General features: G+C 70.9%; 22 protein-coding genes and 1 pseudogene. 17 read left to right on the forward strand and 6 right to left on the reverse strand.

Going from position 1 to position 22,794, the window contains the following annotated elements; translation table 11 throughout:
- Positions 1-48: 48 nt before the first annotated feature.
- The gene (locus tag ACFV0T_RS14075) at positions 49-477 is read right to left on the reverse strand and encodes an organic hydroperoxide resistance protein (RefSeq protein ID WP_385778101.1); all 429 of its coding nucleotides are present in this window, start codon (positions 475-477) and stop codon (positions 49-51) included.
- 161 nt (positions 478-638) lie between these two features.
- Positions 639-1,661, reverse strand: coding sequence for an NADP-dependent oxidoreductase (locus ACFV0T_RS14080; protein ID WP_385778103.1), 1,023 nt, complete (start codon positions 1,659-1,661; stop codon positions 639-641).
- Positions 1,662-1,761: 100 nt separating this feature from the next.
- Between ACFV0T_RS14080 and ACFV0T_RS14085 the strand changes: the two genes are divergently transcribed.
- A complete protein-coding gene (locus tag ACFV0T_RS14085) occupies positions 1,762-2,220 on the forward strand; it encodes a MarR family winged helix-turn-helix transcriptional regulator (protein WP_385778105.1) in 459 nt (152 codons plus the stop codon).
- Positions 2,221-2,449: 229 nt separating this feature from the next.
- Here the strand turns inward: ACFV0T_RS14085 and ACFV0T_RS14090 are convergent, their stop codons facing one another.
- Positions 2,450-3,304, reverse strand: a complete 855-nt coding sequence (locus ACFV0T_RS14090; RefSeq protein ID WP_385778107.1) for a hypothetical protein — start codon at positions 3,302-3,304, stop codon at positions 2,450-2,452.
- Between the two features lie 297 nt (positions 3,305-3,601).
- Here ACFV0T_RS14090 and ACFV0T_RS14095 point away from each other — a divergent pair, with 297 nt between their 5' ends.
- From ACFV0T_RS14095 to ACFV0T_RS14130, 8 genes are all read left to right on the forward strand, one after another.
- Positions 3,602-4,762, forward strand: coding sequence for a mandelate racemase/muconate lactonizing enzyme family protein (locus ACFV0T_RS14095; protein WP_385778108.1), 1,161 nt, complete (start codon positions 3,602-3,604; stop codon positions 4,760-4,762).
- Positions 4,759-5,763: a zinc-binding dehydrogenase gene (locus ACFV0T_RS14100; RefSeq protein ID WP_385778110.1), complete on the forward strand. Its 1,005-nt coding sequence runs from the start codon at positions 4,759-4,761 to the stop codon at positions 5,761-5,763. Before ACFV0T_RS14095 ends, ACFV0T_RS14100 begins: the two co-directional genes overlap by 4 nt.
- 111 nt (positions 5,764-5,874) lie before the next feature.
- On the forward strand, positions 5,875-6,852 hold the full coding sequence (locus ACFV0T_RS14105) for a hypothetical protein (protein WP_385778112.1): 978 nt from the start codon (positions 5,875-5,877) through the stop codon (positions 6,850-6,852).
- A 50-nt stretch (positions 6,853-6,902) separates the two neighbouring features.
- Positions 6,903-8,009, forward strand: coding sequence for a multiple monosaccharide ABC transporter substrate-binding protein (chvE, locus tag ACFV0T_RS14110; RefSeq protein ID WP_385778114.1), 1,107 nt, complete (start codon positions 6,903-6,905; stop codon positions 8,007-8,009).
- A 42-nt stretch (positions 8,010-8,051) separates the two neighbouring features.
- Positions 8,052-9,602 (forward strand): multiple monosaccharide ABC transporter ATP-binding protein, encoded by a 1,551-nt coding sequence (mmsA, locus tag ACFV0T_RS14115; protein ID WP_385778115.1) that lies wholly within the window; start codon positions 8,052-8,054, stop codon positions 9,600-9,602.
- Entirely contained in the window at positions 9,599-10,843 is a 1,245-nt protein-coding gene (gene mmsB / locus ACFV0T_RS14120) for a multiple monosaccharide ABC transporter permease (protein ID WP_385778117.1), read from the forward strand. The genes mmsA and mmsB overlap by 4 nt, the downstream gene beginning before the upstream one ends.
- Before the next feature lie 51 nt (positions 10,844-10,894).
- Positions 10,895-12,040, forward strand: coding sequence for an aldose epimerase family protein (locus ACFV0T_RS14125; RefSeq protein ID WP_385778119.1), 1,146 nt, complete (start codon positions 10,895-10,897; stop codon positions 12,038-12,040).
- Between the two features lie 153 nt (positions 12,041-12,193).
- Positions 12,194-13,882 (forward strand): pyridoxal phosphate-dependent aminotransferase, encoded by a 1,689-nt coding sequence (locus tag ACFV0T_RS14130; RefSeq protein WP_385778121.1) that lies wholly within the window; start codon positions 12,194-12,196, stop codon positions 13,880-13,882.
- Between the two features lie 56 nt (positions 13,883-13,938).
- On the opposite strand, the gene ACFV0T_RS14135 is transcribed toward ACFV0T_RS14130, so the two are convergent.
- Positions 13,939-14,421: an ATP-binding protein gene (locus ACFV0T_RS14135; protein ID WP_385778123.1), complete on the reverse strand. Its 483-nt coding sequence runs from the start codon at positions 14,419-14,421 to the stop codon at positions 13,939-13,941.
- A gap of 156 nt (positions 14,422-14,577) precedes the next feature.
- On the opposite strand from ACFV0T_RS14135, the pseudogene ACFV0T_RS14140 reads away from it, so the two are divergent.
- Together ACFV0T_RS14140 and ACFV0T_RS14145 are read left to right on the forward strand one after the other, a co-directional pair.
- A pseudogene (locus ACFV0T_RS14140) lies at positions 14,578-14,703 on the forward strand (transcriptional regulator); the annotation flags it as partial.
- Positions 14,700-14,954 carry a DUF397 domain-containing protein gene (locus tag ACFV0T_RS14145; RefSeq protein WP_385778127.1) on the forward strand — a complete coding sequence of 85 codons (255 nt, stop codon included), beginning with the start codon at positions 14,700-14,702 and terminating at the stop codon, positions 14,952-14,954. The pseudogene ACFV0T_RS14140 and the gene ACFV0T_RS14145, both read left to right, overlap by 4 nt.
- A 37-nt stretch (positions 14,955-14,991) precedes the next feature.
- Here the strand turns inward: ACFV0T_RS14145 and ACFV0T_RS14150 are convergent, their stop codons facing one another.
- On the reverse strand, positions 14,992-15,645 hold the full coding sequence (locus ACFV0T_RS14150) for a DUF4360 domain-containing protein (RefSeq protein ID WP_385778128.1): 654 nt from the start codon (positions 15,643-15,645) through the stop codon (positions 14,992-14,994).
- Between the two features lie 222 nt (positions 15,646-15,867).
- Here ACFV0T_RS14150 and ACFV0T_RS14155 point away from each other — a divergent pair, with 222 nt between their 5' ends.
- Positions 15,868-16,557, forward strand: a complete 690-nt coding sequence (locus tag ACFV0T_RS14155) for a hypothetical protein (RefSeq protein ID WP_385778130.1) — start codon at positions 15,868-15,870, stop codon at positions 16,555-16,557.
- 10 nt (positions 16,558-16,567) lie between these two features.
- On the opposite strand, the gene ACFV0T_RS14160 is transcribed toward ACFV0T_RS14155, so the two are convergent.
- Positions 16,568-17,026 (reverse strand): RrF2 family transcriptional regulator, encoded by a 459-nt coding sequence (locus tag ACFV0T_RS14160; RefSeq protein ID WP_385778132.1) that lies wholly within the window; start codon positions 17,024-17,026, stop codon positions 16,568-16,570.
- 206 nt (positions 17,027-17,232) lie between these two features.
- Between ACFV0T_RS14160 and ACFV0T_RS14165 the strand changes: the two genes are divergently transcribed.
- From ACFV0T_RS14165 to ACFV0T_RS14185, 5 genes are read left to right on the forward strand one after another with little or no spacing between them, the layout of a single operon-like run.
- A complete protein-coding gene (locus tag ACFV0T_RS14165) occupies positions 17,233-18,447 on the forward strand; it encodes an MAB_1171c family putative transporter (RefSeq protein ID WP_385778134.1) in 1,215 nt (404 codons plus the stop codon).
- 33 nt (positions 18,448-18,480) lie between these two features.
- Complete coding sequence (locus tag ACFV0T_RS14170; RefSeq protein ID WP_385778136.1) at positions 18,481-18,999, forward strand: toxin; 519 nt, start codon at positions 18,481-18,483, stop codon at positions 18,997-18,999.
- Positions 18,996-20,180 carry an MAB_1171c family putative transporter gene (locus ACFV0T_RS14175; protein ID WP_385778137.1) on the forward strand — a complete coding sequence of 395 codons (1,185 nt, stop codon included), beginning with the start codon at positions 18,996-18,998 and terminating at the stop codon, positions 20,178-20,180. The genes ACFV0T_RS14170 and ACFV0T_RS14175 overlap by 4 nt, the downstream gene beginning before the upstream one ends.
- Positions 20,177-21,388 (forward strand): MAB_1171c family putative transporter, encoded by a 1,212-nt coding sequence (locus ACFV0T_RS14180; protein WP_385778139.1) that lies wholly within the window; start codon positions 20,177-20,179, stop codon positions 21,386-21,388. Before ACFV0T_RS14175 ends, ACFV0T_RS14180 begins: the two co-directional genes overlap by 4 nt.
- Positions 21,385-22,782 carry an FAD-dependent monooxygenase gene (locus ACFV0T_RS14185; RefSeq protein WP_385778141.1) on the forward strand — a complete coding sequence of 466 codons (1,398 nt, stop codon included), beginning with the start codon at positions 21,385-21,387 and terminating at the stop codon, positions 22,780-22,782. Before ACFV0T_RS14180 ends, ACFV0T_RS14185 begins: the two co-directional genes overlap by 4 nt.
- Positions 22,783-22,794: the final 12 nt, after the last annotated feature.

Below are 22,794 nucleotides of genomic sequence, written 5' to 3' on the forward strand. Positions count from 1 at the left end.
GGCCGCACCCCGTCCGGGGTGCGGCCTTCGGCCGCGCGAGGCCCGCCGTCAGACGAGCGTCACGATGATGTTCCCGCGGGTCGCCTTCGAGTACGGGCAGACCTCGTGCGCCTTCTCGATCAGCGACCGGGCGGTGGCGGGGTCGGTGTTCGGGATGTCCGCCGAGATCTCGACGATGATCCCGAACCCGTCCTCGTTGCGGCCGATGCCGACCTTCGCGGTGACGGTCGAGCCGGAGACGTCGGCGCCCTCCTGGCGGGCGACGACGCCGAGCGCGCCCTGGAAGCAGGCGCTGTAGCCGGCCGCGAACAGCTGCTCCGGGTTGGTCCCGGAGCCGCTGCCGCCCATCTCCTTCGGCGGGTTGACGACGACGTCGAGCCTTCCGTCGTCGGTGGCCACGCGCCCGTCCCGGCCGTTCTCGGCGGTGGCGACGGCGGTGTACAGGACGTCAGCGGGTCGGATGGCAGCGCTGGGCATGGTCTTCCTCCTCGGTCCGCCGCGACTCGCGCCCACGATCGCCGACGGCTTCGGAAAGAAGTTACCGCACAACGGAAAGCCCCGAGAAGGGACCGCCAGGAAGAGGGCCGAGACGGAGAACGACAAGAGAGCGGGAGAGAGCGAGAAGAGACCGGCCGGGGTCAGAGCTTGACGATCATCTTCCCGGTGTTGTCGCCGCGCAGCACCCCGAGGAACGCCTCGAGGTTGTTCTCGATGCCCTCGACGACCGTCTCGGCGTACTTGAGCTCGCCGGAGCGGACCCAGGCGCCGACCTCCTGGACGAACTGCGGCTGGAGGTCGTAGTGGTCGCCGACCAGGAAGCCCTCGATACGGCCGCGGGTCTGGATCAGCCGGGCCAGGTTCTTCGGGCCGGGGACCGGCTCGGTGCTGTTGTAGACCGAGATCATGCCGCAGACCGCGATCCGGCCACCGCGGTTGAGGGACCCGACGGCCGCCTCCAGGTGGTCGCCGCCCACGTTGTCGAAGTAGACGTCGACGCCGTCCGGGGCGGCCGCCCGCAGCTGCTCGCCGACCGGCCCGTTCTTGTAGTTGAAGGCGGCGTCGAAGCCGTACTCCTCGACCAGGAGCTTGACCTTCTCGTCGGATCCGGCGGAGCCGATGACCCGGGAGGCGCCCTTGAGCCTGGCGATCTGGCCCACCTGGCTGCCGACGGCGCCGGCGGCACCCGACACGAAGACGGAGTCGCCCTCCTTGAAGTCGGCGACACGCAGCAGACCGGCGTAGGCGGTGAGCCCCGTCATGCCGAGCGCACCCAGGTAGGTCGACAGGGGCGCGGCCTCCGGGTCGACCTTCACGGCCTGCTTGGCGTCCACCGTGGCGTACTCGCGCCAGCCGCCGAAGTGCAGCACGTGGTCACCCGGGGCGATGCCCTCGGCGGCGGAGGCGACGACCTCGCCGACGGCGCCGCCCTGCATGGCCTTGCCCAGCTCGAAGGGGGCCACGTAGGACTTGGCGGCACTCATCCGGCCGCGCATGTACGGGTCCACGGAGAGGTACTGGTTGCGTACGAGGACCTCACCGGGCCCGGGCTGCCGGATCTCCGCCTCGACCAGGGCGAAGTCCTCGGGCTTCGGCCAGCCGACCGGGCGGCTGAGCAGCTGCCATTCACGGCTGGTGGCGGGGAGCGTGGGGGTGTCGGACATGGAACCTGGGCCTTCCTCGCATGGTTCAAATACTTCAGTACCTGAAACAACCATGCTCCTGAATATTTCAGGATGTCAAGTAAAGGGGTACCCTGAAGCCATGCCCACCCCACCGCGGACGCGCCGTCCGGACGCCCTGACCATGGAAGTCGTCGAGCTGATCGGCGAGGTCGTGGCGCGGTTCTACGAGGACTACGAGGCCGCCGCCGGGAAGCACTCCCTGACCGGCGCCCAGGCCCGGCTGCTGAGCCTGCTCGCCCTGGAGCCGCTGCCCATGCGCAAGCTGGCCCAGAAGCTGAAGTGCGAGCCGTCGAACGTGACAGGCATCGTGGACCGCCTGGAGTCCCGCGGCCTGGTGGAGCGTCGCCCGGACCCCGCCGACCGCCGCGTGAAACTGGCGGCGGCGACGCGGGAGGGCGAGGAGACCGCTCGCAGCCTCCGCGAGTCCCTGCACTTCGCCCGGGAACCGCTGGCCGGACTGAGCGAGGAGGAGCGGGTGGTGATGCGGGGGCTGCTGCGCCGGATGCTGGGCACGGACCCGGCGGCCGACCGGACGTGACGCGCCGGGCGGGCGCCCGGGCCGAAGGCGCCGCGGGGCGGGAGAGCCCGAAGGTGCGACGCGCGCCCGTCCCGGTCCGGGGCCGTCAGGGCCACGAGGGCCGCCGGGGCCTGAGAGCCGGCGAGCGGTCCCTGCCCGTCGTGCCCGCGGTGCGGCACGGGCGGTCGGCGGGAACCCGGCGGAGTCCCGTCGGAATCCCGGCAGCGTCCGACCGCGGCTCAGCCGGGACTCAGGTGCACCACCACAGGAATCGGTTGCACGTCTCGGAAGGCGTCGGGTCGGGTGTCGGGTCCGCGGGCGTGGGGTTCGCCGACGGAGTCGTCGTCGGCCCGGGGGGCGTCGCCGGGGCCTGCGTGGAGGCCGTCGGAGCGGTGACCGGGGACTGACTGTCCTCGGGGGTCTCCTCGGCGTCCTTCGACGGGTCGTCCGACGGGGACTCGGACGCCGACGCGGAGGCCGAGGGGTCCGCGGAGGCCGAGGGCGACTTCGTGCCGGTCGTGTCGTCGAGGGGGTCGGCCGTCTCGGTCGCGTTCGCCTCGCCCGACGCGGAGCCCTCCGCCGACGCGTCCCCGCTCGCAGCCGACTTGTCGGAGGAGAAGCCGGGGGCGTCGACGCCCAGCTCGGCGAGGCTCAGTACACCGGCCGCCAGGACGAACCCGGCGGCGACCAGGACGGTGCGCCGGCGGCGTCGGCGGTGGGCGGCCGCCTTGCGGTCACGCCGACTGGCGACGGGCTCGTCGTCGGGTTCGGCGAAGTCGTCGGTCGCGGGAACGCCGCCGGGTCCGGGGTCGTCGCCGGGGCGCTCGAAGTCGTCCGCCGCCGGCTCGTCGAGGCGCTCGGAGTCCTCCCGCCCGCGTCTTCGGCCGCCGCGCCCCCGCTCCCGGCGTCGCGCGGCACGGCCTCCGGGTTCGGCGGGCTCGGGATCGTCGCCCCCCTCGTCGCGCGCGTCCGGGTAGGACGACGCACCGGCGGCACCGGAGTCGGTCTCTTCCGCGTGCTCGCGGAGCTGTTCGGCAGGTGTGCCGCACCCCGGGCACGCGAGGGCGCCGTTGAGGTGCCGTCGGCACGGGTCGCAGTAGTCCATGACGCGGGAAGACTAAGTTCCCGCCGGGTAACGCCACTAGGGGTTGCTGTGAAAATTGTGTGGGAGACCATGTTTAACGGCGTGGGATGTTGCGCGAAGCGCCCGAGGCCGTGCGAAGCGCCTGACATCGTCCCGAAACCGGACTTCGAAACTGTCGAAACCGTTATCTGTCCGACCCATTGACACCCCCGCCGCCCCGTCCTTACTGTCACGCCAGCATTTCGAACGTGTGCCGAAATATCGAACACGCCGGCACGCCAGCCAACTGAGCCGACGAAGCAGCAAGGGGCAACCGCCGTGCGCATCACCGGAATCAGCACACACGTGGTCGGGACGCCGTGGCGCAACCTGACCTACGTCCAGGTGCATACCGACGAGGGGATCACCGGAGTCGGCGAGACCCGGATGCTGGGCCACACCGACGCGCTGATCGGCTACCTGCGCGAGGCCGAGGCCAATCACATTCTCGGCTCGGACCCGTTCGCTGTCGAGGATCTGATGCGCCGGATGAAGTACGGCGACTACGGGCGCGCGGGCGAGATCGTGATGTCCGGTATCGCCGTCGTCGAGATGGCCTGCTGGGACATCAAGGGCAAGGCGCTCGGCGTGCCGGTCTGGCAGCTGCTCGGCGGCAAGGTGACCGACCGCGTCAAGGCCTACGCGAACGGCTGGTACACGACGGAACGGACCCCGGAGGCGTACCACAAGGCCGCCCGGGCGGTCATGGAGCGCGGGTACCGGGCGCTGAAGATCGACCCCTTCGGCACCGGGCACTTCGAGCTGGACCACCAGCAGAGCCTGTACGCCGTCTCCCTCATCGAGGCGGTGCGGGACGCCATCGGCCCGGACGCCGAACTGATGCTGGAGATGCACGGCCGCTTCTCCCCCGCCACCGCCGTCCGGCTGGCCCGCGAGCTCGCGCCGTTCAAGCCCGCGTGGCTGGAGGAGCCGGTGCCGCCGGAGAACCTCAAGGCCCTCGAAAAGGTCGCGGCCAAGGTCGACATCCCGGTCGCGACCGGTGAGCGCATCCACGACCGGATCGAGTTCCGGGAGCTGTTCGAGAGCCAGGCCGTCGACATCATCCAGCCGGACGTCGGCCACCTGGGCGGCATCTGGGAGACCCGGAAGCTGGCCGCGACCGCCGAGGCCCACTACGTACTGGTCGCCCCGCACAACGTCGGCGGCCCGGTGCTGACCGCGGCCTCCCTCCAGGTCGGCTTCACCTCGCCGAACTTCAAGATCCTGGAGCACTTCAACGACTTCGCGGACGCGGAGATCAAGAAGGTCGTCAAGGGCGCGCCGCAGGTCGTCGACGGGTACTTCCACCTCTCCGACGCGCCGGGCCTCGGGGTCGAGCTCGACGTCGACGCCGCCGCCGAGTTCCCGCAGCAGCAGGCCCGGTTCGACCTGTGGGCCGAGGGCTGGGAGCAGCGCAAGCCCAAGGGCGGCGGACAGTGAGCACCGCCGTGGTCGTCGAGGGGCCCGGCGAGCACCGGATCGTCGCGCACGAGCCGCGGCAGCCGGAGGCCGGGGAGGCTCTGGTGAGCGTGCACGCCACCGGGATCTGCGGCAGCGACCGCGAGGTGTACCAGGGCAACCGGCCCGAGGGCTACGTCCGCTACCCGCTCACTCCCGGGCACGAGTGGTCGGGGACGGTGCGGGCGGTCGGCGCCGGGGTGCCCGGGTCGCTGGTCGGCCGGAAGGTCGTGGGCGAGGGCTTCCGCAACTGCCAGGTCTGCGACCGCTGTCACGCGGGCGAGACGACGCTGTGCAGCGCCGGGTACGAGGAGACCGGCTTCACCCGGCCCGGAGCCATGGCCGCCACCCTGACCCTGCCCGCCCGGCTGCTGCACGTCCTGCCGGACGACGCCGATCTGACCGCCGCCGCCCTGCTGGAGCCGGCCGCCTGTGTCGCGGCCGCCGCGATCAAGGCGAACGCGCGGCCGGGCGAGCGGGTCGCGGTGGTCGGCACCGGGACGCTGGGCATGTTCGCCGTGCAGTTCCTGACGGCGGGCTCCCCCGCCCAGCTGCTGGTCGTCGGCACCCGTGACGACCGGGCGGTGCTCTCCCGGCGGTTCGGGGCCACCGACTTCCGCACGAAGGACCAGGAGCTGCCCGACGACTTCGACGTGGTGATCGAGACGGCCGGTTCGGCGTCCGCCGCGCGCACCGCCGCCGCCCTGCTCCGGCGCGGCGGACGGCTGGTGCTGACGGGAATCCCGGCACCGGGCGCGGACGGCCTCGACCCGACCGACCTGGTGGTACGGCAGCTGGAGGTGCACACCGTCTTCGGCGCGCCACCGGACGCCTGGGCGCACACGGTGCGGGTCTTCGCGGCCGGGCTGCTCGATCCGCTGCCGCTGGTCACGCACGAGCTGCCGCTGGCCGAGTTCTCCGCGGCGATCGAACTGGTGGGTTCCGGCGACCCGAAGGTCGGCAAGGTCCTGCTCCGCCCCTAGCCGTATGCCGGTACGGGGGTGACCTGACCGCCTCCGTACCGGCACAGGTCCCAGCCTTTCCGTACCCAGAGCCGCGAACCTCGTCCGAAATACCGAACAAGAAGGACAGTTGTGACCGACGCTTCCGCCCCGGCAGCCCGTCGACCCGGCGAGCAGGCGCTCGCCGCGCTCGGCCTGGGCGCGCCCGCCCTCGACCCCGCCGACGCCTCGCCCCACAGCTTCCCGGGCGGTGGCCGCTGGCGCACCGAGATCCCGTCGTGCGAGGGTCCCGAGGCGCTGGCCGTCGTCCTGAAGGAAGCCTCGCGCCTGGACGTGCCGATCCACCGGATCAGCCAGGGCAGCGGCGTGTGGATGCTGACCGACGCCGAGATCACCGAGATGGTCGACGCGGCCGCCGAACGGGACATCGAGCTCTGCCTGTTCACCGGTCCGCGCGGCACCTGGGACATCGGCGGCTCGGTGCGTACCGACTCGCGCGGCGGAGGGCTGCGCGCCCGCGGCCACGACGCGGTCGCCGGCTGCGTCGAGGACGCGGTGCGGGCCGCCGAACTGGGCGTCAAGTGCCTCCTCGTCGCCGACGAGGGCGTGCTGTGGACGCTGCACCGGGCCCGCCTGGCCGGCCTCCTCCCGGCGGACACCACGCTGAAGGTGTCCGCGCTCATCGGCCCGGTCAACCCGGCCGCGTACGCGGTGTTCGAGGGGCTGGGCGCCGACTCGGTCAACGTGCCCAGCGATCTGACGCTCGATCACCTCACCGAGATCCGGCGGACGTCGGCCGCCCCGATGGACATGTACATCGAGGCCCCCGACGATCTCGGCGGCTATGTCCGGATGTACGAGATCGCCGAGCTGATCCGGCGCGGCGCACCGCTCTACCTGAAGTTCGGTCTGTCCAAGGCACCCGGCATCTACCCGTGGGGCACCCATCTGCGGGACGTGACCCTGGACACCGCCCGGGAGCGGGTGCGGCGCGGCCGGCTCGCCCTGGACCTGCTCGCCCGGCACGGCGCGGACGGCGACATGGCGCCGCTCGGCTCCCGACTGCCCGGAACGCTCCACCGCTTCCCCGTCGACGCCCTCCAGGCGTGACACCCCCGCTCGCCCCCTCTCAACGACGAGAAGAACAAGGACTGATCACCATGCGTAATCGCAGAGCCGCCCTCGCCGCCGTAGCCGGAGCCGCCTCCCTCGCCCTCACCCTCACCGCCTGCGGCCAGAGCGGTGAAGGCGGCAGCAAGGAGGAGGCTGACAGCAGCAAGGGCGGGACCATCGGCATCGCGATGCCGACCAAGTCGTCCGAGCGCTGGATCGCCGACGGCGACAACGTCGTCAAGAACCTGGAGTCCAAGGGTTACAAGACCAAGCTGGTCTTCGGCGAGGACGACCCCGACCAGCAGGTCTCGCAGATCGAGAACCTGATCACGCAGGGCGTCAAGGCGCTGATCGTCGCGGCGATCGACAACAAGTCGCTGAACAACGTCCTCCAGCAGGCCGCGGACGCGAACATCCCGGTCATCGCCTACGACCGGCTGATCCTCGGCACGAAGAACGTCGACTACTACGCGTCCTTCGACAACACCAAGGTCGGCGAGCTGCAGGCCGGCTACATCGTCGACAAGCTCGGCCTGAAGAGCGGCAAGGGCCCGTTCAACATCGAGCTGTTCGCCGGCTCGAACGACGACAACAACACCAAGTACTTCTTCAACGGCGCGATGAGCGTCCTCCAGCCGTACATCGACAGCAAGAAGCTGGTGATCCGCTCCGGCCAGACCGGACTCACGCAGGTCACCACCCTGCGCTGGGACGGCGCCACCGCGCAGAAGCGCATGGACGACATCCTCACCAAGTCGTACAAGAGCGGGGGGGTCGACGCGGTCCTCTCGCCGTACGACGGCATCTCGATCGGCATCCTGTCGGCCCTGAAGTCGGACGACTACGGCTCCGGGAGCAAGGCGCTGCCGGTGCTGACCGGGCAGGACGCCGAGCTGGCCTCGGTGAAGTCGATCATCGCGGGCGAGCAGACGCAGACCGTCTACAAGGACACCCGTGAGCTGGCCAAGGTCGCCTCGAACATGGTCGACGCGGTCCTCAACGGCAAGAAGCCGGAGACCAACGACACCAAGACCTACGACAACGGCTCGAAGGTCGTGCCCGCCTACCTGCTCCAGCCGGTGAGCGTCGACAAGTCCAACTACCAGCAGGTCCTGGTGGACGGCGGCTACTACACGGCGAACGAGCTCAAGTAACCGCCGGTCCCACTGATCCCTCATTGATTGGAAGGCACGACCATGGCGGGACCCGTCCTGGAAATGCGCTCGATCGTCAAGACCTTTCCCGGCGTCAAGGCGCTGTCGGACGTCACGCTGACCGTCCGCCAGGGCGAGGTCCACGCCATCTGCGGGGAGAACGGCGCCGGCAAGTCGACCCTGATGAAGGTCCTCTCCGGCGTCCACCCGCACGGCACGTACGAGGGCGAGATCCTCTTCGAGGGTGACGTCTGCCGCTTCAGGGACATCCGGGCGAGCGAGCAGCACGGCATCGTGATCATCCACCAGGAGCTGGCGCTGGTGCCGTTCCTCTCCCTCGCGGAGAACATCTTCCTCGGCAACGAGCACGCCAAGGGCGGGCTCATCGACTGGAACCAGACCCTGCGGCACGCCAGCGAACTGCTGCGCCGGGTCGGTCTCGGCGACCACCCGGAGACCCGGGTCGCCGACATCGGCGTGGGCAAGCAGCAGCTGGTGGAGATCGCGAAGGCGCTGTCGAAGAAGGTGAAGCTGCTCATCCTCGACGAGCCGACCGCGGCGCTGAACGACGAGGACAGCGGCAAGCTCCTGGATCTCATCCTGGAGCTGAAGAAGCAGGGCATCACCTCGATCATCATCTCCCACAAGCTCAACGAGATCCGCCGGGTCGCCGACTCGGTGACGATCCTGCGCGACGGGCGGTCCATCGAGACGCTCGACGTGAAGGCGCCGGAGACCACCGAGGACCGGATCATCAGCGGCATGGTCGGCCGCGATCTCGACCACCGCTTCCCCGAGCGCACCCCGCACCACGCGGAGGAGGGCGCGGCGCCGGCCCTGGAGATCCGCGGCTGGACCGTGCACCACCCGATCGACCAGCAGCGCAAGGTGGTCGACGACGTCTCGGTGCAGGTGCGGCGCGGGGAGATCGTCGGCATCGCCGGTCTGATGGGCGCCGGCCGCACCGAACTCGCGATGAGCGTCTTCGGGCGGTCCTACGGCCGGTACGCGGGCGGCACGGTCCTCAAGGACGGCACGGAGATCCGTACGAAGACCGTCGCGCAGGCGGTCCGGCACGGCGTCGCGTACGTCACCGAGGACCGCAAGCACTACGGCCTCAACCTCATCGACACCATCAACCGCAACATCTCGCTGACCGCCCTGGACAAGGTCGCCCAGCGGGGCGTGGTCGACGAGCACGAGGAGCGCCAGGTCGCCGAGCGCTACCGCAAGTCGATGAACATCAAGGCCCCGACCGTGTTCGAGCCGGTGGGCAAGCTGTCCGGCGGCAACCAGCAGAAGGTCGTCCTCAGCAAGTGGATCTTCGCGGGTCCCGAGGTGCTGATCCTGGACGAGCCGACCCGCGGGATCGACGTGGGCGCCAAGTTCGAGATCTACACGGTCATCGACAAGCTGGCCGCCGAGGGCAAGGCGATCATCTTCATCTCCTCCGAGCTGCCCGAACTGCTCGGCATGTGCGACCGCATCTACACCATGGCCGCGGGGCGGCTCACCGGCGAGTTCTCACGGGCCGAGGCCACGCAGGAAGTGCTGATGCGTCAGATGACGAAGGACAAAGAGGTAACGCGATGAGCACCGATGTGACCAACGTCCCGGCCGAGGCGCCGCCCGGCAGGAGCGGTGGCGGCGGCACCGGGGACAACCTGCTGCGGCTGATGCTCGACGGCCTGCGCCGGAACATGCGCCAGTACGGCATGCTGATCGCCCTCGGCCTGATCGTCGTGCTCTTCGCCGTCTGGACCGACGGCGACCTGCTGCTGCCGCGCAACGTCTCCAACCTGGTCCTGCAGAACAGCTACATCCTGATCCTCGCGATCGGCATGATGCTGGTGATCATCGCGGGCCACATCGATCTGTCGGTGGGTTCGCTGACCGCGTTCGTGGGCGCGTTCGCGGCGGTGCTGATGGTGCAGCACAGTGTGGCGTGGCCGGTGGCCCTGCTGCTGTGTCTGCTGGTGGGCGCGGTGGCGGGGGCCATGCAGGGCTTCCTGATCGCCTATCTCGGCATACCGTCGTTCATCGTCACCCTCGCCGGGATGCTGCTCTTCCGCGGCCTCACGGAGATCCTGCTCAAGGGGCAGACCCTCGGCCCGTTCCCGGACGGCTTGCAGAAGATGGGCAACGGCTTCCTGCCGGAGGCCGGCCCGCACACCAACTACCACAACATCACGCTGCTGCTGGGTCTCGCCGTGATCGTCTTCGTGGTCCTCCAGGAGGTCCGCGACCGCAGGCGCCAGCAGGAGTTCTCGCTGGACGTGCTGCCGGCCAAACTGTTCCTGCTCAAACTGGTCGCGCTGGTCGCGGCGGTGCTCACCGTCACGATGCTGCTCGCCAGCTACAAGGGCGCCCCGATCGTGCTGCTGATCCTCGGTGTGCTGGTGGTCGGCTACGGCTACGTCATGCGCAACGCCGTCTTCGGCCGTCACATCTACGCGATCGGCGGCAACCTCCCGGCGGCGAAGCTGTCGGGCGTCAAGGACAAGAAGGTCACCTTCTATGTCTTCCTGAACATGGGCATGCTCGCGGCCCTGGCGGGTCTGGTGGTCGCCGCCCGCCTGAACGCGTCCTCTCCGAAGGCCGGCCTGAACTTCGAACTCGAGGCGATCGCCTCCTCGTTCATCGGTGGCGCGTCCATGAGCGGCGGTGTGGGCACCGTCCTCGGCGCGATCATCGGTGGTCTGGTCCTCGGCGTGCTGAACAACGGCATGAACCTCCTCAGCGTCGGCACCGACTGGCAACAGGTCATCAAGGGCCTGGCCCTGTTGGCCGCGGTCGGGTTCGACGTGTGGAACAAGCGCAAGTCCGGTTCGTAACTCAGCTGGGCCCCACCGACGGTGGGGCCCCTCCATCTGCAGGAGCCGCACATGGACATGAGCAGACGTACGGTCATCGCGGGAGCGGCGGCAGCGGGCCTCACCGCCGCCGCCATGGGCACCGCCCACGCCTCGGGCGGCAGGAAGCCGGTACGGGAGCTCTTCGGCACCCTCGTCGACGGAACCAAGGTCCACCGCTGGTCGCTGGAGAACGGCGGCACCCGGCTGAAGGTGCTGTCCTACGGCGGCATCGTCAACGCCCTGGAGATCCCGGACCGGCACGGCCGGTACCGCAACGTCTCCCTGGGCTTCGACAACATCGAGGACTACGTCGCCAAGAGCCCGTACTTCGGCGCCCTGATCGGCCGTTACGGCAACCGTATCGGCAAGGGTCGGTTCACCCTCGACGGCACGGCCCACCAGGTCAGCGTCAACGACGGCGTGAACAGCCTGCACGGCGGCGCCCAGGGCTTCGACAAGCGCGTCTGGGACGTCGAACCCTTCACCAAGGGCTCCGACGTCGGCCTTCACCTGCACTACGTGAGCATCGACGGCGAGATGGGCTACCCCGGCACGCTCCGCGTGAAGGTCACCTACACCCTCACCCGGTCCGGCGACTGGCGCATCGACTACGAGGCCACCACCGACAAGGCCACCGTCGTCAACCTCACCAGCCATGTGTACTGGAATCTCGCAGGCGAGGGCAGCGGCTCGGTCTACGACCACGAGCTGTCCATCGCCGCCGCCCGCTACACACCGGTCGACTCGGGGCTGATCCCCACGGGCGAGCTGGCCAAGGTCGCGGGCACCCCCTTCGACTTCCGCCGCACCAAGGCGGTCGGCGAGGACATCCGCGTCGCGAACCAGCAGCTGCTGTACGGCAAGGGCATCGACCACAACTGGGTCCTCGACAAAGGCGTCACCGCGCGGCCCGCGCATGTCGCGACCCTGCGCGACCCGTCCTCCGGCCGCTCCCTGAGGATCGCGACCACCGAGCCCGGTCTCCAGTTCTACTCGGGCAACTTCCTCGACGGGACCCTCGTCGGCAGCGGCGGCCGTATCTACCGCCAGGGGGACGCCCTCTGCCTGGAGACGCAGCACTTCCCGGACTCGCCGAACAAGCCGTCCTTCCCCTCGACGGTACTGCGTCCCGGCCAGACATACCGGACCTCTACCGTCCACACGTTCGACGCGTAAGTTCAAAACCCAAGAAGTCACACTTCTTTCACAAGAGTTGAACGGCGTCTCGTGCGCCTCCGTATGTAAGGGCGGCCCGTGCTCCCCCGCGCGGGCCACCCAATGACGACGGGCCCGGTCGTCCCCGCCGGGCCCGCCCCATATGGAGGTTCCATGGCCGACAACGTCACCTCGTTGTTCCGCAGCACAGCGGCACACAGCCCGTCGATGGCGGCGCTGACGCGGGAGGGCGACGGATCGGGCCCCGTGGACTTCTGTATCCCCTGCAACCCCTATTTCCCCACCCCGGCGATGTTCGACGAGATGGCCTCCCGGCTGCGCGACATCATCACGTACTACCCGAGCGGCGCCGACACGATCACCGGCGAGCTGTGCAACCTGCTCCAGCTTCCGCCGCAGTGCGTGGCTATGGGCAACGGCTCCACCGAGCTCATCACCTGGATCGACCACCTGCTGGTCCGCGAGTCCCTCGCCATCCCCGTCCCCACCTTCGGCCGCTGGACCGACCAGCCGATGGAGACCGGCAAGCGCGTCGACATGTTCCCGCTCCAGGAGTCCAGCGGCTTCGCCCTGGACCTCGCGCAGTACGCCGAGTTCATCCGCAAGCGAGGCACCCGGGTCGCCGTCATCTGCAACCCGAACAACCCCGACGGCGGCTTCCTGCACAAGCAGGCTCTCGTGCAGTTCATGGACGCGATGGCCGACCTGGACCTGATCGTCGTCGACGAGTCGTTCCTGGAGTTCGCGGACGCCGAGGCGGAACCGAGCGTGGTGCAGGAGGCGATGCTGCGTCCGAACGTCATCGTGCTGCGCAGCCTCGGCAAGAACTTCGGCCTGCACGGCATCCGCTTCGGCTACCTGGTGGCCAACCCGTCGCTGGCCGGCCGCGTCCGCTCCATGCTGCCCAAGTGGAACCTCAACGCCTTCGCCGAGCACGTGGTGTTCATGCTCAAGGAGCACGGCGCCGAGTACGCGCAGAGCCTCCATCAGGTCCGCCGCGACCGACTGGACATGGCCGGCCAGCTCGCCGCCCTGCCCGGCCTGACCGTCTACCCCTCCCAGGGCAACTTCCTCTTCGTGCGCCTTCCCGTCGGCGCCGAGGGCACGGTGGTCCGGGACCGGATGCTGACCGAGCACCGGATCCTGGTCCGTGAGTGCGGCAACAAGGTCGGTTCGTCCAGCCGCTTCCTGCGTCTCGTGGTGCGCCCCCAGGTCGACGTGCGTCGCCTGGTGTCCGGCCTGGAACAGGTGCTCTACGGGACCAGGAGGGGAGCCGCCGTGCCCGAGCCGGCCAACGGGACCAACTACAGCTCGGGCACGGCGGCCGTGGACCGCCTGGTCAGCGCGACGAACGGGGCGGGCATACCGGGCCTCGCCGCCCAGGCCATGGCCGTCGGCATGCCGGCGGCGCCACAGGGCGGCCAGTCCATGGGCTCGGGCATGCCGATGCCGGCTGCGGCGCAGGCGGCCCCGCAGCAGATCCCCCAGCAGATCCCGCCCCAGATTCCGCAGCAGATTCCGCAGCAGGTCCCGCCCTTGATCCCGCAGCAAGTCCCGCAGCAGGTCCCGCAGCAGGTCCCGCAGCCGATGGCGGCACCGGTCCCGGCTCAGTTCCCCGCACAGATCCCGGCCGCCGCGCAGATCCCGGCCGCCGCGCAGATGCCGGTGCCGGTACCGGTCCCCGCGCCGATGACCGGCCCGACCCCGCCCGGTGTACCGGCGCGCGGCGGTCTCACCGCGGCCCAGGTCAGAGGCACGAACGGCCTCACCCCGGCCCCGGCGACAGGCTGGCCCAGCGCCCAGAGCTGGCCGAACGCGGCGGGCATGGGCCAGACGGGCTGACACACCCTCGCCCAGGACTCGATCTACGACGGCCGCCCAGGGACACCGAGCGGCCCCTACGTCCCCGGCGTCACCGGCCCGCTCACCCGCACCATGGCCGGCCGGCCCGGCAGGTCCACCTCCGCCCGCACGGTCTTGCCCGGCGGCGGCTGCCGGTCCACCACCTCCCACCGGTCCGCGAGCGCCGACACGAGGACCAGCCCGCGCCCCGAGTCGGCGAGCGGCGGGACGGCCTGTACGTCCGCCGGTCCCGGCGGGCGGGGATCGCCACGGGTGTCCGTCACCTCCACCCGTACGCTCCCCGTGACGAGCGAGAGCCGCAGCTCGAAGTCCCGGCCCGGCACCCGGCCGTGCGTCACCGCGTTCGCCGCCAGCTCGGCGACGATCACGGCGACGGCGTCGGACACGTCCGTGCCGTGCGGGACGCCCCAGGCGTGCAACTGGTTCACGGCGAGCCGACGGGCGAGGCGGGCACCTCGCGGGGTGGCGCTTAAGCGCTGGGTGAACACACGTACGGTGACGAGTTGTTGGTGGGTCATGCCCCCAATCTGGCGCCCCGATCCACCGTTTCTCCAGGCTGACACCGCGTACGCCGGTCCAGCGTACGTGGTGACCGGGTGGACAGTACCCGTCACCGACCGTGATCATGGGCGCGAGAGGTGACCGATGGTGACCGACGGGTCGGCGGGTGAGCCGGAGTCCTCATCTCCGACCCGAGAGAGATCAGCGTCCTCCATCAGCGGTATGCCAAACTGCGCTCCCAGGCCCTCACTCCAGAGGACTCCAGGGGCTTGCTGGAGCAGATGCGAGGAGCGCTATGAACACGCCCGAACTGGCTTGGTTCAAGAGCAGCTACAGCAGCGCATCCGGCGACGACTGCGTAGAAGTCGCCCTCGCCTGGCACAAGTCCAGCTACAGCAGTGGCAGCGAGGGCGACTGCGTCGAGGTGGCCGTCTGCCCCGCGACCATCCACATCCGTGACTCCAAGAACAGCGACACCGGCGCCGACGGACCGCAGCTCGCCGTGACCCCCACCGCCTGGACGCACTTCCTCCCGCACAGCGTGAAGTAGTGGCCGGGCGGCGGGGCCGGAGACCAGTGGGACGGCGTCAGGACCCGGGGCACTCCTTCCACGCCAGGTGGTAGACGGTGCTGATGTCGCCGTCGGTCGAGTCCATGGTCATGAAGCTGACCTTGCCGGGCGCGGAGCTGCCCGCGTTCACGCGCAGTTCGGTGTTGATGTTGAAGTTGCGCTGGACTCCGCAGGGAGCCCAGACGAGTTGAGCCCAGTCGGTGCTGTCGGTGGCCTGCCAGCTGTCGTCGTAGGGGCCGTTGTACGGGTGGTTGCGGAACGCCGTGCTGGACGAGCCCTGGAAGTAGTACGAGGCCCGCTGTGTCGCGCTCGCGCCGGACTGGAGCGCGGCGTAGCCGCGGTAGTCGGCGCTGGCGATGGCGTACGTGAAGCCGGACGGGACGTGGACCAGCAGGTTGAGCTGGCAGTTCTTGCGGTAGGCCGTGGGGTCGGAGTTGCCGCCGGCCTGGGCGAGGTAGGCACTGTAGGTCACCGTGAAGGCGGTGTTGTCCTCGGAGACGGCGACCGCGGTGGTGCCCTGGGGACAGCCGGAGCCGTTCACCGTGGCGACCTTGATGACGATCTTGTCCGGGGGCGGGTCCTCGAACCCGGAGGACGCGCCCTGCGCCGGGAGCGCAGTGGTGAGCAGAGCGGCGGCGGCCGCTCCGCTCAGGAGGAGTCCGACAGACATGGTTCTCCTAATCGTTCAGTGGGGGGTGGCACGCGCAATCCCGGCCTGTGGAGAAACCATGAGCATGCTGTGAAGGCCGGGAGCGGTCGCATCGTAGGCGCGACCGGACGGCGCGGTCAGGCCGAACTCCGGCCAACCGGAAGGCCCGTCTGTGACGCGGCTGTGACCGGAGGTGTGGCTTCCACCACGGCCGGGCGGCCCCCGTCGCCTCAAGATCGGCGAATGCGCAGAAACCCCTTAACCGCCCTGGCCGTGGGCCGCCCGGCCGTCGCGGTGCTCGCCACGGCCGGCGTGATCACCGGTGTTCTGACTGGCTGGACCGGCCTGGACACCGTCAACGGGTGTGGTCTTCCGGTCAATCGGTATCCGTCCGAAAGCGCGCAGGACTGGGTGCGCGACGCGGACGTGGTGATCGTCGGACGAGCCGGGCGGGAGCGGGAGAGTGATCGGCAGGAGCTGAAGGTCGGGGCGTACCGGTACCAACTGGAACGGACCGTGGAACTGACCCGCGAATCGGTCGTGTTCACGTCCCGCGGGCGCGCGCACCCGGCCCCCGGCCCGACCGTCGACTACGTCGCCCCGGGCTGGAAGATCCTCCGCTCCGACGGCACGACCCGCGTCGACGATCTGACCGGCGACGCGCCCCGCGTGGTCCCGGGCCACACGTACGTCCTCGCCCTGCGCTGGCAGGAGGAACGCTGGGTGTCCCTCGGCGAGGGCGCGGTCGTACCGTTCGACGACCACGAGATCGGTCGGGGGGAGTGGTGCGGCCAGGTACTCGACACCGAGGCCTTCGCCGAGGGCGAGCGCCTCTCCCGCCGGGACGACCACAGCCTGGAGAAGACCCTGCTGGGCCAGGACGAGAAGGCCCTGGCCCGCGCCCTGGACCGGGCCCGGCCGACGGACGGCTGAAGGGCCGGACCTACGGGTTCTCCCACGCCGCGGGCTCCGCCGCGAGCTGCCGTACCGGGTCGGGCAGCGCGTCCGCCGCGAGGTCGGCGATCGTGACCCCCTCCAGGACCCTGCGCACGTTCGCCCGCAGCGCGATCCACAGGGGCAGCAGGGGCTGTGCGGTGCCGGTGTAGGAGAGGCCGGTCGGGCGCTCGCCGCGTACCGACACGATCGGGCCGTCGACCGCGCGGATCACGTCCGCCACCGTGATCGCCGAGGCGTCCCGGGCCAGCCGGTAGCCGCCGCCCCCGCCGCGCCGGCTGTCGACGATCTCGCCGCGCCGCAGATCGCCGAGGATCCCCTCCAGGAACTTGTGCGGAATGTCCTGCGCGGCGGCGACCGTCTCCGCCTTCACCGGGTCCCCGCCCTGTTGTACGGCGAGCTCCAGGACCGCCCGTACCGCGTAGTCCGCCCGTGCCGAGATCCTCATCGCCCCATTGTGAGGCGTCCCGGCCGCCCGGCCGTCTGCGGCCACGGCGCGCGCCACCGGCCGCGACCGTCGGACACCGGCCAGAACAAGGGTAGTTCGGTGTCGAACAACGGCCGGTGGACGACATGACGGGGACACTTCCGGGCGCGTAACCTCGGACCGGCTGCGAGGACGGACGGCGAGGGAAGGTGGGGGAAGGGGGCACGATGGACGGTGGCGTCGGCTTCTCCATCTCCTTCTGGATCCCTACCGCGGTGCTGTCCGCGGCCCTGGTGATCAAGCTGCCCACGATCATCCGGCTGTGGAAGGACCCACTGCTGCGGGCCGTCGGCGGTCTGCTGCTGCTCGCCTGCTCGGTGTTCCTGTTCGTCGCGCCGTCGACGATCGCCTGGACCAACCGCGTCACCGGCGTGCCGAACATCTCCGCGCCCTGGGTGTACTCGCTGCTCACCGCGTTCTGCGGATCCTGTCTGCTGCTGATCATCGCCTGGCGCAACGGCCTGTCCGACCGTTCGGCCGAGACCCGGCGCGCCACGCGGTGGGTGATCGGCGTGTACTCGGGCGTGATCGTGGCGCTGTGGGTGTTGTTCGCCCTCGCGGACGTGCCCGTGGAGCGGCTCACCGACCTCGACACCTACTACGCCAACACGCCGTTCATGCGCGAGGAGATCCTGCTCTACCTGCTCGCGCACGCCGTGGCCGTGCTGATCACGTCCCGGCTGCTGTGGGACTGGGTGCGCACCGACGGGCTCGACGCCTGGCTGCGCTCGGGGCTGACGTCCCTGTGCGTCGGCTACGGCCTGAACCTCATCTTCGCCGTGTCCAAACTCGCCGCCGTCGTGGCCCGTTGGACCGGTCACGACCTGGACCGGCTGAGCACCGGCGTGGCACCGCCCGTCGCCTGTCTGTCGGCCATCGCGATCGCGGTCGGCTTCATCCTGCCGCACGTCGGCCAGTATCTGCACGACCGCTGGCGGGTCCGGCTCGCCCACCAGGAACTGCGGCCGCTGTACCTGCTGACGCGCTCCGTCCACGGCGGCGGCGTGCCCCGGCTGCCGCGCGGCACGGCCGAACTGCGCCTGACCCGCCGCGAGACCTTCATCCGCGACGTGCTGCTGCCGCTGGCCCGGCACATCGACGAGGAGTCGCGCGCCCGGTCGTACGCCGCCGCCCTCACCCTCGGGCTGCCGCCGGAGCGGGCCAAGGCGCTGGCCGCCGCGATCGCGATCCAGGACGCCGTCGACGGGACCCGGGGCCGCTTCGCCGGGGACGGCGCCGCCGAGGACGCGGAACCCACCGGCCACGCGGACACCACCGACCTGCTCCAGGAGATCGGGGCCGTGTCGCGGGCACTGCGCAGCCCCCACGACATCGACGCGGTGCGCACCCTGGCGACGGCGCCGGCGGCGGAGGTGAGGTAGCTGAAGCGGGGCCTGTCTTGGCATATTTCAACGGTGCGTAAGAAGAAGGAGATGCGTCGGCTCGCCGGCACGCTCATCGATCCCATCCGGATCCCGATCCCGGCGGACCCCGAGGCACTCTTCGACGCACTGGTGGAGTCGGTCAGCCAGTGGCGCGGCCGGGAAGTCGTCGTCCACCGGCGGGTCTTCCCGCCGCACACGGCCAGCGGGCTCTGGCTGGACGGCGCCCACCACGACGACGTCGTCATCGACAAACGAGCCGCGGTCTGGCATCAGATCGTGATCTTCTGCCACGAGGTGTGGCACATGCACCAGCAGGGCGGGGGCGACTTGGACGAGCCCGGTGACGGTCCCCGGCTCGTCGCGGCGCGCACCGACTTCAGCCTCGCCGACGAGCAGGAGGCCGACCTGTTCGGCATGCTCATGGGCCGTCGGCTGCGCACCTGGCTGGAGGCGCCGGCCGACTCCGTGTACGCGGCCGACAGCACCGGTGCCCAGAACCTCTCCGGGCGCATCGGGGCCGCCCTCAACTACCGCGGGACACGAGGATGAGCGGCCTGATCAACTATGTGAGCTGTGGGGTGCTGTGGCTGGCCCTGGTGGTCAAGGCCCCCGACCTGATACGTCACTGGCGCGACCCCTACCTGCGCACCATCTGCGTGGTGCTGGGCCTGGCCGGGGTCTGCTTCTTCCTCGGAGCCCCGCCGACGGTCGGCACGATCAACGGCGTCAGCGGCATCCCGAACCTCGCCGCCCCGCTGACGTACGCGTCGATCACGGCGTACAGCGCGGCCGCCCAGATCCTGATCGTCTACTGGCGGGGCGGCCCCCAGGTGCACCGCTCCGTCCGCCGCTGGGTCGTGGCGTACGCCTGCGTCCTGATCGGCATCGCGGCGATGTTCACGCTGGGCGACGCGCCCGTGGAGCGCCGTACCGACCTGGACACCTACTACGCGACGACGCCGTTCATCGCCGAGATGATCGTGCTCTACCTGGCCGGGCACCTCGCCGCGGTGAGCGTGACCATGGTGTCGTCCCTGGGCTGGGCCCGTCAGGTGCACGGCTGGCTGCGCGCGGGCCTGGTGACGCTGGGCGTCGGCACGCTGTGCAACGCCGGGTACAGCGTGAGCAAGCTCGCCGCGGTCGTCGCCCGCTGGTGCGGGCAGGACTGGTCGGGACTCGGTACGACCGTCTCGCCGGCCGCCGCCGGACTGGGCGCGCTGGTGACGGTCACCGGCATCCTGATCCCGCTGATCGGGCCGCGGCTGACCCAGTGGCGCGACTCCCGGCGGGCGTACACCCGTCTCGGACCGCTGGAGCGGGAACTCGACGGCGTCCTCAGCCGCCGCGCGCTGCGGCTGCCCCGGCCCCGCTGGTCCTCCCCCACCAGCCTGCTGATCTGGCGCCGGACCAGCATCCACAACGCGCTGAGCCACCTGGACGCGTTCTTCGACCGGGGCCTGTTCGACCGTACCCGCGAGGCCGCGCTCGCGGACACCGGCGGCGACCCGGAACAGGCCGACGCCGTCGCCTGGGCCGCCGTCATCACGGTGGCCGCGCGGGAGGAGCCGTACCGGGAGAGGCCCCTGACGGACGTCGACGGGCCCGACCGGGTCGAGGACCGGACGCCCGGCCCGGACGCGCTCGCGCGCATCGCCGACGCCCTGGCGTCCTCCCCGCTCGTCGCGGCCGCCCGGATCCGCAGCGGCACCACCACGACGGGCACCGCATGAGCGTCGTGGTCTACGTCGCCGCCGGTGTCCTCGCGCTGTCCGGCGCGGTGCTGTTCCGTCGCCCGCGGGCCGGCGTGCGCGCCGTCCGCAACCCGCTGACCGTGTCCACCTGCGCGGCCATCGCCCTCGGCGCGCTCGTCCTCGTCTGCTCGGCGCCGCTGACCCTGGCCGCCGTCAACGACCTCACGGGCGTGCCCAACTTCGGCGCCCCGCTGACCTACGGCATGCTCTCCGCGTACAGTTGCTCCCTGTTCATCCTGCTGATCAACTGGCGGGGCGGGTCCCGGGAGCGGATCCGGCGCATGGTGCTGCTCGGCATCGCGGCCTACGGGGCGCTGATCGTCGCCATCGTCGTGCTGTTCGCGCTGGCGGACGCGCACACCGAACGGCTCACCGACCTCGACACCTACTACGCCGACACCCCGTTCATGCGCGAGATGATCGTGCTCTACCTGGTCGGGCACAGCGTCGCGACCATCGGGCTGTGCGCGGTGGGCGTCAAGTGGGGGCGTGAGGTCACCGGACTGCTGCGGACCGGGCTGCGGCTGATCCTCATCGGGTCGATGCTGGACGTGCTGGGCTTCCAGCTGACGAAGTACACGGCTGTCGTGGCGCGTTGGACGGGTCACGACCTCGATTTCCTGTCCACCGTCATCGCCCCGCCGATGGCCTCGCTCGGCGCGCTGACCTGTTCCGTGGGGTTCGTGCTGCCCCGACTGCTGCCCTCGCTCGCCGCGCACTGGCACAGTCTGCGTGATCTGCGGACGCTGGGGCCGCTGTGGTCGTCGCTGCGGTTCGCGTCCACCGCCCCGCCGCCGCCCGGCTCCTGGTGGCGGCTGCCGCGCGAGCGGTTGCAGTGGCGGGAGGTCGCCATCCACGACGCGCTGCTGGCACTGGCCCCCTACTTCGACGACCGGGTCCGGGAGCGGGCACTGGGCGGTGCCCTGCGCGCGGGCCGCTCCGCGCACCGGGCGCGGCTCATGGCGGAGGCGGCCATGCTCTGCGACGCCGTACGCCAGGCCGCCGCGCGGGCCCGGCCGCTGGAGACGCCGAGCGGGTACCGGCTGCACGCCACGACGTCCGCCGGGACCAACGGTCTGGCGGAACTGGTGGAACTGGCCCAGGAGTTCACGCGATCATCACATGTCGGAACCGTGCGTGTGGGTACGGTGACGGCCACCCCCGACCGAACCCGAGGAGCCCCATGACGCGTAGAGCTGTTGTCATCGGTGCCGGCCTGGCCGGCATGCTGGCCGCGGCCGCGCTGTCCCCCAGCGCGGACGAAGTGATCGTGCTGGACCGCGACGAGCTGCCCGACGGGCCGGACCACCGCAAGGGCCTCCCGCAGGGCCGCCACGCACACGTCCTCATGGCCGGCGGCATGGCCGCGATGGAGGACGTCGTACCGGGCGTGAGCATGCGCAAGCAACTGCTCGCCGCGGGCGCCCACGAACTCGCCACCGGCCGGGACATGGTGGCGCTGACCCCCGAGGGCTGGTTCCGGCGCTGGCGCCACGAGGGACCTCGGATGATCGCGTGCAGCCGGGCGCTGCTGGACTGGTCGGTGCGGGTCGCGGTCCTGGCGAACACCCGGGCCGAGGTCCGCCGCGGTCAGGTCGTCGACCTGCTGGGCGACGCGGGCCGGGTGACCGGCGTCCGCGTCTCCTCCGGCGCGGCCGGCGACCTCGGTGAGACAGAACTCGCCGCCGACCTGGTCGTCGACGCCAGCGGCCGCGGGTCGCGGGTGGTGCGGTGGCTGGGCGGGCTCGGCGTGACCGGCATCCGCGAGCGGACCGTCGACACGGGCCTCGTCAACGCCACCCGCGTGTACCGCGTCCCGGCGGGCGCCGAGCGCTTCCCCATGACGATCGTGCAGGCCGACCCGTACGTGTCCCGGCCGGGCCGCAGCGGGATGATCCTGCCGATCGAGGGCGGCCGCTGGATGGTCAGCCTCGGCGGCACCCGCGGCGGCGAACCGCCCGCCGACCCGGAGGGCTTCCTGCGCTACGCGCTGGAGCTGCCCCACCCCATCGTCGGCAGGCTGATCTCCGGCGCCGAACCGCTCACCGACGTGCAGATCAGCCGCAGCACCCGCAACGACCGGCGGTACCTGGAGAAGGTCCGCGACTGGCCCGAGGGTCTGGTCGTCCTCGGCGACGCGCTGGCCACGTACAACCCTGCCTACGGGCAGGGCATGACGGTGGCGGCACTCGGCGCCCAGGTGCTCCGCCGGGAACTCGAGGGCACCGGGCTCACCGCCGCCGGCCTGGCCCGCCGGGTGCAGCGCCAGGCCGCCCGTCCGGTCGACTCGGCCTGGGCGGCGGCCGTCGGCCAGGACGTCTGGTACCCGGAGACCCACGGTGCCCGGCCCACCGCCGCCGACCGCCTGGTCACCCGCTTCACCCGCCGCCTCACCCTGGCGTCGACCGGCTCCTACGGCGCGGCGGCGGCCCTGTGGGACGTGACGAGCCTCCAGGCGGGCCCCGCCCGGCTGCTGCGCCCCTCGGCCCTGCTCGCGGTGCTCAACGGACCGCTGCTGCCGCCGCTGGCGGGGCCTCCGTTGACAAAGGAGGAGTGGCGGCTGGTGGCGGCCGCGGGCTGAGCGGGCCTCAGG

The organism is Streptomyces sp. NPDC059582, from assembly GCF_042735715.1.
Taxonomy (GTDB): domain Bacteria; phylum Actinomycetota; class Actinomycetes; order Streptomycetales; family Streptomycetaceae; genus Streptomyces.

Coding starts and splice junctions, on each gene's coding strand:
- ACFV0T_RS14165 (WP_385778134.1), top strand. CDS start 17,233: ATGGACGGTGGCGTCGGCTTCTCCATCTCCTTCTGGATCCCTACCGCG.
- ACFV0T_RS14080 (WP_385778103.1), bottom strand. CDS start 1,661: ATGTCCGACACCCCCACGCTCCCCGCCACCAGCCGTGAATGGCAGCTG.
- ACFV0T_RS14150 (WP_385778128.1), bottom strand. CDS start 15,645: ATGTCTGTCGGACTCCTCCTGAGCGGAGCGGCCGCCGCCGCTCTGCTC.
- chvE (WP_385778114.1), top strand. CDS start 6,903: ATGCGTAATCGCAGAGCCGCCCTCGCCGCCGTAGCCGGAGCCGCCTCC.
- ACFV0T_RS14135 (WP_385778123.1), bottom strand. CDS start 14,421: ATGACCCACCAACAACTCGTCACCGTACGTGTGTTCACCCAGCGCTTA.
- ACFV0T_RS14075 (WP_385778101.1), bottom strand. CDS start 477: ATGCCCAGCGCTGCCATCCGACCCGCTGACGTCCTGTACACCGCCGTC.
- ACFV0T_RS14085 (WP_385778105.1), top strand. CDS start 1,762: ATGCCCACCCCACCGCGGACGCGCCGTCCGGACGCCCTGACCATGGAA.
- mmsA (WP_385778115.1), top strand. CDS start 8,052: ATGGCGGGACCCGTCCTGGAAATGCGCTCGATCGTCAAGACCTTTCCC.
- ACFV0T_RS14180 (WP_385778139.1), top strand. CDS start 20,177: ATGAGCGTCGTGGTCTACGTCGCCGCCGGTGTCCTCGCGCTGTCCGGC.
- ACFV0T_RS14185 (WP_385778141.1), top strand. CDS start 21,385: ATGACGCGTAGAGCTGTTGTCATCGGTGCCGGCCTGGCCGGCATGCTG.
- ACFV0T_RS14090 (WP_385778107.1), bottom strand. CDS start 3,304: ATGGACTACTGCGACCCGTGCCGACGGCACCTCAACGGCGCCCTCGCG.
- ACFV0T_RS14155 (WP_385778130.1), top strand. CDS start 15,868: ATGCGCAGAAACCCCTTAACCGCCCTGGCCGTGGGCCGCCCGGCCGTC.
- ACFV0T_RS14160 (WP_385778132.1), bottom strand. CDS start 17,026: ATGAGGATCTCGGCACGGGCGGACTACGCGGTACGGGCGGTCCTGGAG.
- ACFV0T_RS14175 (WP_385778137.1), top strand. CDS start 18,996: ATGAGCGGCCTGATCAACTATGTGAGCTGTGGGGTGCTGTGGCTGGCC.
- ACFV0T_RS14130 (WP_385778121.1), top strand. CDS start 12,194: ATGGCCGACAACGTCACCTCGTTGTTCCGCAGCACAGCGGCACACAGC.
- ACFV0T_RS14145 (WP_385778127.1), top strand. CDS start 14,700: ATGAACACGCCCGAACTGGCTTGGTTCAAGAGCAGCTACAGCAGCGCA.
- mmsB (WP_385778117.1), top strand. CDS start 9,599: ATGAGCACCGATGTGACCAACGTCCCGGCCGAGGCGCCGCCCGGCAGG.
- ACFV0T_RS14125 (WP_385778119.1), top strand. CDS start 10,895: ATGGACATGAGCAGACGTACGGTCATCGCGGGAGCGGCGGCAGCGGGC.